Origin of the sequence: Enterococcus sp. S183_ASV_20, assembly GCF_018919685.1 — a bacterium.
In the GTDB taxonomy this organism is placed as follows: domain Bacteria; phylum Bacillota; class Bacilli; order Lactobacillales; family Enterococcaceae; genus Enterococcus; species Enterococcus faecalis.
In genome coordinates this window covers 1-13,381 of sequence record NZ_JAHLRI010000060.1, presented here as the reverse complement: position 1 = coordinate 13,381, position 13,381 = coordinate 1, and the positions used below count along the sequence as shown (strand labels likewise).

11 protein-coding genes and 1 pseudogene are annotated in these 13,381 nt (G+C 38.5%); 10 read left to right on the top strand and 2 right to left on the bottom strand.

Going from position 1 to position 13,381, the window contains the following annotated elements; all coding sequences use genetic code 11:
• The 3 genes and pseudogenes from KQI94_RS13425 to KQI94_RS13415 form a co-directional block, all read left to right on the top strand.
• Nucleotides 1–408, top strand: a pseudogene (locus tag KQI94_RS13425) (cytosine permease); the annotation flags it as partial.
• A 19-nt stretch (nt 409–427) separates the two neighbouring features.
• Nucleotides 428–1,522 (top strand): DUF917 domain-containing protein, encoded by a 1,095-nt coding sequence (locus KQI94_RS13420; RefSeq protein ID WP_002354727.1) that lies wholly within the window; start codon nt 428–430, stop codon nt 1,520–1,522.
• Nucleotides 1,523–3,076, top strand: a complete 1,554-nt coding sequence (locus KQI94_RS13415) for a hydantoinase/oxoprolinase family protein (protein WP_002365445.1) — start codon at nt 1,523–1,525, stop codon at nt 3,074–3,076.
• Nucleotides 3,077–3,132: 56 nt separating this feature from the next.
• On the opposite strand, the gene KQI94_RS13410 is transcribed toward KQI94_RS13415, so the two are convergent.
• Nucleotides 3,133–4,650, bottom strand: a complete 1,518-nt coding sequence (locus tag KQI94_RS13410; RefSeq protein WP_002368521.1) for an RNA-binding domain-containing protein — start codon at nt 4,648–4,650, stop codon at nt 3,133–3,135.
• Nucleotides 4,651–5,074: 424 nt separating this feature from the next.
• On the opposite strand from KQI94_RS13410, the gene gor reads away from it, so the two are divergent.
• Nucleotides 5,075–6,424, top strand: a complete 1,350-nt coding sequence (gor, locus tag KQI94_RS13405; protein WP_002354732.1) for a glutathione-disulfide reductase — start codon at nt 5,075–5,077, stop codon at nt 6,422–6,424.
• 114 nt (nt 6,425–6,538) lie between these two features.
• Here the strand turns inward: gor and KQI94_RS13400 are convergent, their stop codons facing one another.
• Nucleotides 6,539–7,312: a helix-turn-helix transcriptional regulator gene (locus tag KQI94_RS13400; RefSeq protein ID WP_002368520.1), complete on the bottom strand. Its 774-nt coding sequence runs from the start codon at nt 7,310–7,312 to the stop codon at nt 6,539–6,541.
• Between the two features lie 177 nt (nt 7,313–7,489).
• Between KQI94_RS13400 and folB the strand changes: the two genes are divergently transcribed.
• From folB to KQI94_RS13370, 6 genes are all read left to right on the top strand, one after another.
• Nucleotides 7,490–7,852, top strand: a complete 363-nt coding sequence (gene folB, locus KQI94_RS13395) for a dihydroneopterin aldolase (protein WP_002354733.1) — start codon at nt 7,490–7,492, stop codon at nt 7,850–7,852.
• The gene (folK, locus tag KQI94_RS13390; protein ID WP_002368519.1) at nt 7,853–8,338 is read left to right on the top strand and encodes a 2-amino-4-hydroxy-6-hydroxymethyldihydropteridine diphosphokinase; all 486 of its coding nucleotides are present in this window, start codon (nt 7,853–7,855) and stop codon (nt 8,336–8,338) included.
• Nucleotides 8,332–8,901, top strand: a complete 570-nt coding sequence (gene folE, locus KQI94_RS13385; RefSeq protein WP_002383148.1) for a GTP cyclohydrolase I FolE — start codon at nt 8,332–8,334, stop codon at nt 8,899–8,901. The genes folK and folE overlap by 7 nt, the downstream gene beginning before the upstream one ends.
• Before the next feature lie 3 nt (nt 8,902–8,904).
• Entirely contained in the window at nt 8,905–9,498 is a 594-nt protein-coding gene (locus tag KQI94_RS13380; protein ID WP_002368517.1) for a non-canonical purine NTP pyrophosphatase, read from the top strand.
• Nucleotides 9,491–10,282 (top strand): dihydropteroate synthase, encoded by a 792-nt coding sequence (gene folP / locus KQI94_RS13375; protein ID WP_002390695.1) that lies wholly within the window; start codon nt 9,491–9,493, stop codon nt 10,280–10,282. The genes KQI94_RS13380 and folP overlap by 8 nt, the downstream gene beginning before the upstream one ends.
• Nucleotides 10,283–10,734: 452 nt before the next feature.
• On the top strand, nt 10,735–12,783 hold the full coding sequence (locus tag KQI94_RS13370) for a hypothetical protein (protein WP_002390694.1): 2,049 nt from the start codon (nt 10,735–10,737) through the stop codon (nt 12,781–12,783).
• Nucleotides 12,784–13,381 lie beyond the last annotated feature (598 nt).

The window sequence follows — 13,381 nt, the reverse complement described above, 5'->3', positions numbered from 1 at the left end:
ATTAATGTCTTTGATATTCCAAAAGAAAAAGAAAAAGTCGCTGTCGGTGCGGCCGGCGCGATTGGGACCTTATTAGCAGTCGTGGGGATTTTAAATTACTTTACGCCGATTATGTCTGTCCTTTCTGCGATGGTTCCACCAGTGGCTGGTGTAATGATTGCTGCCTATTGGTTGATTAACAAAGGCAATCGAACCAAATGGCAGCCAACGCCTGGCGTGAATAAATTAGGTGTTTTTTCATGGCTAATTGGTGCTGCAGTGGGGGGCATTCCGGTGATTATGAGTTTCTTTCCCAATGCCCCTCAATTGCCTAACCAACCGCTAATTGGCATTGTTTTATCGTTTGTTATTTATTATTTCGGTGCAAAACGTCAACAGACGAACACCGAATCATTAGAAATGGAATGAAGAAGAGGAGTGTCGGAGAATGCGTTATTTAGATGCAGAAGCAATTGAGAATATAGCTACAGGAGCAGCTTTTTTAGGGACAGGAGGTGGCGGTGATCCCTACATTGGTAAAATGATGGCTTTGTCCGCCATCGAAGAAAACGGACCTGTCAAACTGGTTTCTCCAGAAGAAATTGCCGCGGAGGATTTTTTCCTACCCGCCGCAATGATGGGTGCCCCATCTGTCGCAATTGAAAAATTTCCCAAAGGCGACGAATTCGTCCGTGTCTTTGAGAAGTTAGGAAAATATTTAGACCAAGAAACGATTGCGGGAACCTTTCCAATGGAAGCTGGGGGCGTCAATTCAATGATTCCAATTGTTGTTGCAGCGAAGCTAGGCATTCCCTTGGTGGATTGTGATGGTATGGGTCGGGCCTTTCCAGAATTGCCTATGGTAACGTTCCATTTGAATGGGATGTCAGCGACCCCTATGGCAATTACCGATGAAAAAGGAAATATCGGCATTATGGAAACGATTGATAATACTTGGACAGAACGTCTTGCTCGTGTTCAAACGGTTGAAATGGGCGCCAGTGCTTTAGTGAGCATTTATCCCGCGACAGGCAAACAATTACAAGACTATGGTATTCACAACATCGTGACATTATCAGAAGAAATTGGCAAAGTGATTCGAGGTACCTATGCAGATGAACAAGAAAAACGCCAAGCATTAGTAGAAGTTACGGATGGCTTTGAATTGTTCCAAGGAAAAATTCTAGATGTAGAACGAGAAGTAAAAGGTGGCTTCAATTTGGGACGTGTCAAATTGAGTGGCTTAAACAGTGATGCTGGTTCAGAAGCAGTCGTCCATTTTCAAAATGAAAATTTAATTGCCGAGAAAGATGGTCAGGTGATTGCGATGACGCCTGATTTGATTTGTATGGTAGATTTAGAAACTTTAACGCCTGTGACAACAGAAAGCTTGAAATACGGCAAACGTGTCCAAGTAATGGGCTTGAAAGCGAATGCTGCTTGGCGAACGAAAAAAGGTATCGAAACAGTGGGTCCTCGGTATTTCGGCTACGAAATGGATTATCAACCACTAGAAAACTTAGTAGCGAAGGAGGACAAATAAATGTATAAAATCGGTATCGATGTCGGCGGCACAAATACAGATGCTGTTATTTTAGATCATCAATTAAACTTGATTCATTCAGTGAAAGTTCCAACAACCGATGATATTCAAACAGGGATTGCCGGTGCCTTAAATAAAGTCTTGGCAGAATCAGCAGTGGACCCAACTAAAGTCACACATGCAATGTTGGGCACGACCCAATGTACGAATGCCATTGTTGAGCGAAAAAAATTAGCAAAAGTTGGGGTCCTTCGTTTGGGCTATCCAGCAACCGCTTCGGTCTTGCCTTACACAGCTTGGCCCAAGGATTTAGTGGCCACTCTTTCAGAAACGTATGCTTTAGCACATGGCGGCTACGAATATGATGGACAACCATTGACTGCACTGGACGAAGAAGAATTACGTGGGATTTTGGCCTCTTGGCGAGGAGAAGTAGAGGCAATCGCAGTAATTGGCGTTTTTTCTTCTTTAAAAAATGACCAAGAATTGTTTGTTCAAGCGCTTGCGAAGGAAGTGTTAGGAGCAGATGTTCCTGTATCTTGCTCCTCAATGATTGGGTCTGTCGGTTTAATTGAACGGGAAAATGCGACAATTTTGAATGCTGCGTTGCACAAAGTAATTAAAGTGACCAGCGAAGGCTTTGAACAAGCCTTAGAACAAGAAAAAATTCATCACGCCCAAGTGTACTTATGTCAAAATGATGGTACGTTAATGTCGTTAACGTATGCCAAACAGTTTCCTATTTTAACCATTGCTTGTGGACCAACCAATAGTATTCGTGGGGCTTCTTACTTAGCCGGCTTGAAAGATGCGGTTGTCTTAGATGTTGGTGGCACAACGTCCGACATTGGCGTGTTAGTGGATGGCTTTCCAAGAGAATCTTCACTGGCCGTTGATGTTGGCGGGGTACGGACCAATTTTAGAATGCCAGATATCGTGTCAATCGGTGTCGGCGGCGGTAGCCTAGTGCGTGAACAACCAGATGGTTCTGTGACAGTTGGCCCCGATAGTGTCGGCTACCGTATTACACAAGAGGCCCTTGTTTTTGGCGGCACACAATTAACGACCACTGATATTGCGGTTCGCTTAGGCCATGCCCAAGTCGGTGATCCTAGCAAAGTGGCTCATTTAGACCAAGCGTTTGCGGAAAAAGTGTACCAAAAAATTGGCGAATTGGTCAGTGAAGCGATTGATCGCATGAAAACCAGTTCCGCAGACGTGACGGTCGTTTTAGTTGGTGGTGGGAGTATTATCATCCCCGAAGAATTGACAGGCGTTAAAGCGCTAATTCGCAACGAAAACGGGGCAGTGGCGAATGCCATCGGTGCCTCTATCGCTCAAATTAGCGGACAATACGAACAAATTTATGTCTATTCAAAAATCCAACGGGACGCGGCGTTGGCCGATGCCCAAGAAAAAGCCGTCCAACAAGCCGAACTTGCGGGTGCAGTCCCTGGCACAATCGAGTTAGTCGAGGTGGAAGAAACACCACTCGCCTATCATCCAGAAAATGCAACACGCTTACGAGTAAAAGTGGTTGGGAACATGTATTAAAAGAAAGGAAATCCTCTAGCATATGAGGGTTTCCTTTTTGTGCTATAGTCTCATCTTTACTTTCGAGTCAATTCAGTTTCAATGCGTTTTAAAATCCTCTTGTTCGCAATTATACCAAGTTCTTCTGTTGAGTTAAGCATATAAATCGTTGATTTCCCATTTCCTTTGTTTAACAAAGTACCTTGTTGGACTAAGCTGGTAACGGTTTTTCTAATTTTATAGTCAGAGTACCCACTATTTTTTTGAATATCTTTAATTTTTGCTTGTCCGTGATCCATCAAGTATAAAATAATTAATTGTTCAATATCAGTATAACCTTTTAGGCTATCTTTCATATTAATTTTCCAGATTTTGATAGTGGTTGCATCGAAATAGGTATCAATATCAGGTGCTTTTAAACTATTTTTAGTCGCTGCATCTATTATTCTAGGTCCTCCAGACCCTGCCTTCTCAGCAATTCCTACTCTCCTAAACAAAGTTGAAATAATCGGATTTCTAGTGACTGAATAACTTCCATGAATAAATTCTTCTTTAGACACTTTCATTTCTCCTGGATTGTAGAACTCAATATAATCATCGTAATCTGCAATCTTAATGACATGATCTGAATCATAATACGCATGCATTAAGACATTTACCAAAGCTTCTTTTAGTGATAATAATAGATCTGATTTATAGGAACCGCGAGTCATATCTTGTGATTGTCTAAAAGTATCAGGAATTGCGAGAGCGAATTTTTCAATGACAATAGTGTAAAAAGAGAAAATATTCATCTCTGGATAGTTCATATCACCTGTGGAAACTCTATCTAACCAATCGCTATCTAATGAACTTTTTTTCTTAAAATAATCCAATTGAAACTTTTTAAACCTGTCTGTAATTGAATGATATTTTCCGAAAAATAATAGTCCGCCAGTTGTTAATTTATATACATTATCGCTGTTCATTCTATCCTTTTTCAGGACACCCAAATTTATAAGTAACTCTTCATCTGAATAATCTAAGTATTTTTGCTCCTGAGTATTTTTATAAAGTAATTCTCTATATTCTTGAATTGTTTTTGTGTTTAAATCGTCCAGGGTATAATTATTTAGTAGCTCAGTATCTATATCGTTCTGAGAATCGACAATTAGGTATTTAAATTGATTATCATCTGCTTTTCGATCGCCATCATCTGTTCTTATGTAGGTGTTCGTTTTATTTCCATTTAGATAAATAGGTCTTCTTTCAAATGAAGCTTTTGGGACTTTAATTTGTATAATTGATTTTCCAGCAACTTTTAATGTAATAACATCTTCATTACTCAATAAATTAGCGCTCACTTTTTTCTTGTCGTGAATAAGATTCCAAAAATCCCTAAGGATCATTTCTGGCTTATCAACGCCAACAACTCTATAGCTGTTGGGTATTTCTTCTACCCCTAAAATAATTATACCACCCTTAGTATTTGCAAATGCGCTGTATGTACTCCAGATATCTTTGGAAAGAGAAGTCTGTGATTTTTTGTACTCTAATTGCCAACTTTCTTTTGGATGTGAAAAGATTTCGTCTTTTAATTCTATAAATTGATTCATACGTCCCCTCCTTAGTAATAAATTCAAAAGTAAATCAAAAGTAAAAAAACTGAGTGGTATCAAGCTTTTGAGTGATTTTTTCAAAAGAAAAAGTCATTTTTGAAAAGAAAACCAAAAGAATTGACATATAGATAAAATGTGGTATAATTTTAGGTTTCAATAATTAAATTGTATCATTAAAAAACTTTTTTTTCTAGAAGATTTTAGCAAGAAGTAGTTAAATGAACCAAGTAAATCAATCATAACTAGGAATTCCCTTCGACAATGCTACGATTGAATTCCTTTCCCCCAGTGCTTTTATGGAACGAATCCATGAAACAGAAGCGGCAGAAAACTAAACAAAAGTAAGTAATACGACTGTCTTTTTTTGCTATTTTTTGCGATAATAAAGGAGAAAGTTCAAATTGAAAGGGAGCCAGAATAAATGAAAACCTATGATTATATTGTTATTGGTGGCGGTAGTGGCGGGATTGCTTCTGCTAACCGCGCAGGAATGCACGGAGCCAACGTCCTTTTAATTGAGGGCAACGAAATTGGTGGGACCTGTGTCAACGTTGGTTGTGTGCCTAAAAAAGTCATGTGGCAAGCCAGCAGCATGATGGAAATGATGGAAAGAGACACAGCAGGCTACGGGTTTGATGTTGAAATCAAAAATTTTAGCTTTAAACAATTAGTTGAAAATCGTGAAAAATATATCGACTTCTTACATGGTGCGTATAATCGTGGTTTAGACAGTAACAACATTGAACGTATCCATGGTTACGCTACGTTTACTGGGGAGCAAACAATTGAAGTCAATGGGACAGAATATACGGCGCCGCACATTTTAATCGCGACAGGTGGTCGTCCGAAAAAACTAGGTATTCCAGGAGAAGAATATGCCTTAGATTCAAACGGCTTCTTTGCGTTAGAAGAAATGCCAAAACGTGTGGTCTTTGTGGGTGCAGGTTACATCGCAGCCGAATTAGCAGGAACCTTACATGGCTTAGGCGCAGAAACACATTGGGCCTTCCGTCATGAACGACCATTACGAAGCTTTGATGACATGCTTTCTGAAAAAGTCGTAGAACGCTATCAAGAAATGGGCATGCAAATTCATCCGAATGCAACACCAGCTAAAATTGAAAAAACGGCGCAGAATGAGTACGTTATTACATTTGAAAATGGTGAATCAATCACGACAGATGCCGTGATTTTCGGGACAGGCCGTCAGCCGAACACGGATCAATTAGGCTTAGAAAATACGAAAGTAGCTCTTGATGAAAAAGGCTACGTCAAAGTAGATAAATTCCAAAATACCACGCAAAATGGCATCTACGCAGTCGGCGATGTCATTGGGAAAATCGACTTAACGCCAGTCGCGATTGCCGCTGGTCGGCGCCTGTCTGAACGTTTATTTAACGGACAGACCGATTTATATTTGGATTATAACTTGGTACCAACGGTGGTCTTTACCCATCCACCAGTTGCGACAATTGGCTTGACGGAAAAAGCAGCGCTTGAAGAATATGGTGAAGACCAAGTGAAAATCTATCGCTCTAGCTTTACGCCAATGTATTTCGCTTTAGGAGAATACCGTCAAAAATGCGACATGAAATTAATCTGTGTCGGCAAAGAAGAAAAAATTGTCGGTTTGCATGGCATCGGCATCGGTGTTGACGAAATGCTACAAGGCTTTGCAGTCGCTATTAAAATGGGCGCGACCAAAGCAGATTTTGATAATACTGTTGCGATTCATCCAACAGGCTCAGAAGAATTTGTAACAATGCGATAAAAGGCGAATAAACCCCAAAAAAGAGCGTTGCTGATGCAACGCTCTTTTTTGAATACACGAGTTATTTCATTCAATTTATAACCAATTGGGTGCTGACAAACGTGATGAAATTAGCTATTTTCTATTATCAGTTGCAACATTTTTTTCATTAAAATGTTGATATAAGGAAGTATCAGAAACGAGTAATTCAATGATTTCAGATTTATCTATAATAGTAATTCTTTGTCGAGATAAAAACGCAATAAATTGTGGTAAAAATCTTTTGGCATAGATATCTAAATATAACTTTGTGGTTTGATTATTATAGGTGACTAGTAAGTAAAAATGGTCGGGACTACTATCAAAAGCGGACGCTCTTATCTTTTTGGTATAAATGATTTCTATGGATTCAATTTCAGAATAAGGAATTTTTATTTGTGTAGAACTGTTTTTTATGCATTCAATGATTTTCAGAATCGGGTTTCTGGAGAATTGATGGACCATAATATCTTGTTGGTTAATTATCCAATAATCTGAAAAGATGATTGGAAAAACTAAAAGTAGACCGATAAATATGATTGCACTAAACAACCAAAAAGGTTGATAACCAAAACCAGTAAGTAGCAAAGAGAAACAAGTCCAAACAATACAAAATAAAATTCCTTTTTTTAGATTATAAATTTTTCCAACAACTTGGGGCTTTTTAAAATAAGGACTACCTTGGATTAGCTCATCAATAGAAACATTGTATAAATCAGAAAGCATCAGTAAATTATCAATTGAAGGGATGGATTGTCCAGTTTCCCATTTGGAAACAGCTTGTGTAGTGACATGTAATTTTTGGGCAATTTGTTCTTGCGTATAGTGATTAGTTATTCTCCGTGTTTTTAAAATAGTTTGGATTAACATTATTCGTTACCTCCTTGATTTTAGAGTAGTCTATTCCGCTATATGTTTCAATCAACTAGTGGTTGATAAGCAAATAATTGCTATTAAATAAACAATAACATCTTTTAACTACTGACTTTTCCAAGAAATATGCTATGATTAAAAAAATCAGCAAAACAGAGGGTAGGGAGTTAGAGGATGGATAAAATTAGAATCAACAACTTGAAATTTTTCACAAAAAATGGTGTTTTGGCAGAAGAAAAACGTCTAGGACAGCAAGTAGAAATCGACCTTGAAATGCAGTTGTCGCTAGCCGAGGCAGGGCGAACAGATGATGTCACCCAAACCGTCAATTATGCCGAAGTGAATGAATTGATTGCCCAACGAGTAAACAATCACTCGTACGATTTAATCGAAGGTTTAGCGAGTGCTATTTTAGATGATATTTCCGCAGATTATCAAGAACAATTGAACAAAATTATCATTAAAATTAGAAAATATAGTGTGCCGATGCCCGGCCTTTTTGACAATATTGAAATTGAAATGGAGCGAGAAGTATAGATGATTGGCTATGTAGCATTAGGTAGTAACGTCGGCGATCCGTACGCAAATTTAGTGAAAGCCCGCAATTATTTAAACGAAGACCCGCAGATTCAGGTCGTGGCTTCTTCAAAACTTTATGAAACGGATCCTTACGGCTATACAGACCAAGATGATTTTTTGAACGCCGTATTGAAAATTGATACTAGCTATACCGCTGAAGAGTTATTGGCTGTTACCCAAGGGATTGAGCAAGTAATGAAACGTAAAAAATTAATTCACTGGGGTCCGCGGATTATTGATATTGATATTTTATTATTAGGGGAACAGTCAGTCGCGTTGCCCCACTTACAAGTTCCTCATCAAGAATTAACAAAACGGTCATTTGTTTTGATTCCCTTAAGTGATGTTTACGCAGAGGAACAACTATTGGGCGCGCCAATAGCTACGTGGATTCAGCGCAGTGGCAATCAAGAAGAAGTGCGAGTAAGCGAAAAGGAATGGTAGAGATGGAGCAGGAAAAACAAGCGCAAATTGAGCAGGCAGTTACCACAATCTTAGAAGCAGTGGGGGAAGATACTCAACGGGCAGGACTCATTGATACACCCAAACGCGTAGCTAAAATGTATGCAGAAGTTTTTAGTGGATTAACCGAACCTGAATTTGATGATTATAAATTATTTGATAGCTTAAATGAAGGCGAAATGGTTCTAGTAAAAGATATTGCCTTTTATTCAATGTGTGAACACCATTTATTGCCATTTTATGGAAAAGTACATGTCGCTTATCTGCCAGAAGGTGGCAAAGTATTGGGACTAAGCAAGTTACCAAGATTAGTAGAACACTGTGCCAAACGTCCCACAGTTCAAGAAGATTTAACAGTGACAATTGCCCGCAAACTCCAAGAAAATATTCCCGTCAAAGGCATTGCAGTAGCCATTGAAGCGGAACATATGTGTATGACGATGCGCGGCGTGAAAACACCACAAAGTAGCACCAAAACATTTCAATTTACCGGACTATTTAAAGAACAAGAGTGGAAAAATCAATTTTTAATGGAGATACGTTAGAAAATGGAAATCATTGTTGGCACGAATAACCAAGGTAAGTTAAAAGAAATGCAATCAGGACTTAAGGACCCCGCTATTCAACTTGTCTCTTATCGAAAGTATACAACCAGTCAAGAACAACCTGCAGAAACTGGCACTACGTATGCTGAAAATGCTTATCTAAAAGCTCGCTTTTTCCAACAATTAATTGGCTGCCCAGTGTTAGGTGATGATGGCGGCTTAACGTTAACTGCTTTTCCTGATTTATTAGGTATTCATACAAGCCGCTTTTTCCATTCAGCCAATCCGGAAGAACAGAACCGCGAACTGTTGCACTTATTTGAAGGGCAACAGTCGATTCGCGAGTTAACCTTATCAGCCACGTTGGTCTATGTACTCGATGACGACAAACTGTTGCAAACGGAAGCCACTTTGACTGGTGAATTAGTTGAACCGCGCGGTACAGGCGGTTATGGTTTTGATCCGATTATTTATTTACCAGACCGAGGCAAAACCTTAGCGGAGTTGTCCACGAGTGAACGAATGAAGATAAGTCCTAGAATGCGGGCTTTACGAAAGATGATTCAGCAGATGAAGGAGCAATGTGACAATGATTGATTTAAAAAAGAATTACCAAATTATGGGGATTGTCAACACGACCCCCGACTCTTTTTCTGATGGCGGTAGCTACACAACGGTCGACGTGGCCTATCAACATGCGCTTCATCTACTAGAAGCGGGGGCCGATATTTTAGACATTGGCGGCCAATCCACACGCCCTGGCTACGAAGAAGTTTCTCCACAAGTTGAGGCAGAACGAGTATTACCATTAATAAAAAAAATACGTGAGACTTCTCTAGCGCCGATTTCTGTGGACACCTACTATCCAGAAGTAGCGGAAGCCGCGATCCAAGCTGGCGCCACAATGATTAATGACATCAAAGGATTAGACACTCCGGGGATGGCAGAAGTCCTCGCACAATATCCTGAAGTCCAAGTTGTGATTATGCATTCTAGAAAACGCCAATCGCTTTCTTTAAAAGAAGAGTTGCACCAATTTTATACAGAAAAAATTGAACAATGCCAAAAATATGGGCTTTCCTTAGAAAAAATTTGTTTCGATCCAGGGATTGGCTTTCATAAAACTGTCGCAGAAAACCTTCAACTGTTAAAAGATCCTAACGCCTTTCGCTACCAAGATTATCCGTTACTATACGGCGTTTCTCGCAAACGAACCATCGGCGCTTTAACGAAAGAACCAGAACCAGCCAACCGTGATTTTGGCTCAGCCGCTGCTTCCTTGTATGCAGCACAACAAGGCGTAGAAATTTTACGTGTTCATAATGTCCAAGGCTTAAAACAAACATTTGATGTCTGGCGAGCATTGTCGGAGAAGGAGTAAGGGCAGAACAATAAACTAAACAGACCGACCATCTTTTTTGATGGTCGGTCTGTTTAGTCTATTGCTAAAATCAGTAATAAAAAATAAACCTGTCATAACTTTTACCGAAGGTTGATTATAATTAAAGATGACGTCTTAAACGTTCGCAACCTAATAAACGGCAGAAACAGAACCAACGCCTTCGGAACTAATTGGTTCTGTCCTGACCTCTTCATGTTTATCGTGTTTATTATGCTAAGTTGAAACGGGAAAGTCGATTGTTAAATAAGCTTTCGTTTTTTAGGTATTTTTAAGAAATATTTTAGAGTAGATACAGCATAGAAATTCTATTACAATTGTCTTTGGATCTTCAAATAATATCAATTGTTATTTAATATTTATTTTATTTTTTACAAGTAAAAGTAAGGAGGTTGTAATCTCAATTGAAAAAACATAACTATTTATTGATTTTATTGTGGATAGTTGGAGGGATCTTTTTAGGAGTTGAAAAAGTAGAGGCTGTTCCTAGACCATTAACAGAACTGGGCTATTTCCATTGGGCAAATCAATCGATTACACCAGCGGCAAACACATTTATTATGCATTACGGTGAAAATACATCCGTTGAACCAATTGAAGGCGAAGTGTATTCAAACTACATGGCAGTTAGTCAAACGACAAATAAAAGTAAAGCATTAGTAAAAAATGTGGGGTTCTATGAAGGAAAAGCAGTTAATTTATTAGTTACATTACAACGGAATAAAAGTAATTTGGATGGAGGATCAATTAGTTTTACTGAAAGCTACTTTTTAGGAATTACGATTAAAGGCGAAATGCTGGTTACCTATGATTTTGTTGATAATTATGGTCAGCCCTTAACGATAAAAACAGCGTTTAATTACTATGGGTTAAATTCAAACAAATATGTTGGCTATAAAAACCCTGGAACGATAATTGATGCCTTATATGCGGAAAATCCTACACATATTCTTTACGATACGTGGGATGGCGGAGACGATGATTATTGGTTATATCTAAAAAACGTTACTGCAGGGGTACCTTGGCGGGACCCTCGCCAGCGTTTTGAAATGACGACCAAAAGTATTTCTACTGTTACTTTTGTAGTCCACAACAATGACACAACGCCGTCATCAATTGTTTACTTTACGGATTTTTTGGCAAAACCAGAATTTCCACCAGCCTACGCAATGGATACTTATTTTGAAAATGCAGAGACGGCTGTTTGTTTAAATGTGCAACAGACCATTCCCAATATTGATCAGTGGACAAAACCTAGTCAAATGGTTGTAAACGTTAACCTGAACCAAGTAAATCAAACAAAGCAATATCAATTTGACAAAGTCTTAGTTACAGACTTTAAAGGAGAAGATTTAACGGATTTATTTACTAGCCAAACAGATGGTGAAAATGTCCAAATTATGACAAAAAATCTGTCAGATAGTCGTCTCTACGATACCGTATTACAATATAAAGTTTACTTGAAATGGCAAGGGACTCAAAATCCAGTCGATACGGCGCTCATTTCAAATGGAAAATTAGACTTGCCGTTTAGTGCAAGAACTCTTTTAGATGGAGAAAATTTAGAGGAAACGACTGCTACATCCAGTGTGAATTATGTGGGGAAAGCAACGACTGTGTTTTTAAATGAACAAGATAATGCTATTCATGAACCAGTCACAAAAGAAGGGATTTTAACCACGCCTTTTGACTTGTCTAATCAGTATCCCAAAATAGCTGGCTATGAACCAATTAAGACCCAACAAGATCAAGGAATGTTTCTTCCAGAGGAGCAAACAATTATTCATCGTTATCGTGAAAAGAAGTTATTACAATTCAAATTGATGGATGAAGAAAATCCGCTATTGGTCTCGCGTTTTACAAATCAGCGAGAAGTTACTTTTTCATTTTCTCATGATCCATCAACCAATATAACTTTAATAGCGAAGTGTGGCACAGAAGAAAAAGAATTAAAAAAATATGTAGATGCGCCAGAATCGGTTGTTGATAAAGTTACGTATACTTTTCCTGAACATTGGTTGAATCGAGAGGTTTTCTTTTATATAAAAGATGAGAACAATCAAGAGTCAGAAAAAGACAGTCGGACTCTTCAAAAAGAAGCTGGGCCCAAGCTCATTTTACCTGATACAATCAATTTTGGTGTGAATGAAATTCCCGCAACAGAGACAATGATTTCTTCTATTACAAATAAAGAAATCCGCATTGAAGATACAAGCAAACTTGATAAAAGTCGGTGGACAATTAAAGTAAAAGAAGAACAACCGTTAAAGAACGAAAGCGGTGAGTTACTCGACAAAAGAATAAGTTATGGTGAGAAGAATCAGCGTGTTCTAATTAATGCAGATAGCCAACCTATTTTGCAAGGAAGCGGCAACGCTACCGCTAATTTGACCAAACAACTTCAGTTGACGATTTTTCCTTCTGATTCAGTCGGAAGGTATAGTGGAGTATTGCGATGGTCTCTGGAAGATGCGCCAGAATAAAACCTTTGTTTAATAAGAAAAAAGTGTCCAAAGATCTATTAATAGATAATTGGACACTTTTTTATAGATCTCTCTGGGGCTCCTACTTTTTTAAAGAGAGCGCCTTCTAACAAAGTACAAATGTGTTATACTACACAAGTAGGAAGTTTATGACGGTGGCAATTTCTCAAAAAAGGGGGACTGCCAATGTTTTTGCTTGTTCGCTTTTTCCCTAGAAAGGAATAGCAGTGACTGTCTTTGAAGCATTGATGCTTGCGATCGCTTTCGCAACGTTAATTGTTAAAATCAGTAATAAAAACGACAAAAAATAAACCCGTCATAATCTTTAGCCAGGATTAACGGGTTTATTTTCTAATTAATTCAGCTACCGTCTTAAACGGTCTACCAGAGAGCGTATGTCTAGTACGCTCTCTTCGTGTTTATTATAGCAAGTTGAAACGGAAAAGTCGAATAGTAAATAAAAAAAGAAAGCGTATTCTAGGAAGGTATAAATGTGTTATACTACACAAGTAGGAAGTTTATGACGGTGGCAATTTCTCAAAAAAGGGGGACTGCCAATGTTTTTGCTTGTTCGCTTTTTCCCTAGAAAGGAATAGCA

Bases quoted from the DNA above. Each gene is read 5' to 3' on its own strand.
- gor (WP_002354732.1), top strand. From the start codon at position 5,075: ATGAAAACCTATGATTATATTGTTATTGGTGGCGGTAGTGGCGGGATT.
- folP (WP_002390695.1), top strand. From the start codon at position 9,491: ATGATTGATTTAAAAAAGAATTACCAAATTATGGGGATTGTCAACACG.
- KQI94_RS13420 (WP_002354727.1), top strand. From the start codon at position 428: ATGCGTTATTTAGATGCAGAAGCAATTGAGAATATAGCTACAGGAGCA.
- folB (WP_002354733.1), top strand. From the start codon at position 7,490: ATGGATAAAATTAGAATCAACAACTTGAAATTTTTCACAAAAAATGGT.
- folK (WP_002368519.1), top strand. From the start codon at position 7,853: ATGATTGGCTATGTAGCATTAGGTAGTAACGTCGGCGATCCGTACGCA.
- KQI94_RS13410 (WP_002368521.1), bottom strand. From the start codon at position 4,650: ATGAATCAATTTATAGAATTAAAAGACGAAATCTTTTCACATCCAAAA.
- KQI94_RS13415 (WP_002365445.1), top strand. From the start codon at position 1,523: ATGTATAAAATCGGTATCGATGTCGGCGGCACAAATACAGATGCTGTT.
- folE (WP_002383148.1), top strand. From the start codon at position 8,332: ATGGTAGAGATGGAGCAGGAAAAACAAGCGCAAATTGAGCAGGCAGTT.
- KQI94_RS13400 (WP_002368520.1), bottom strand. From the start codon at position 7,312: ATGTTAATCCAAACTATTTTAAAAACACGGAGAATAACTAATCACTAT.
- KQI94_RS13380 (WP_002368517.1), top strand. From the start codon at position 8,905: ATGGAAATCATTGTTGGCACGAATAACCAAGGTAAGTTAAAAGAAATG.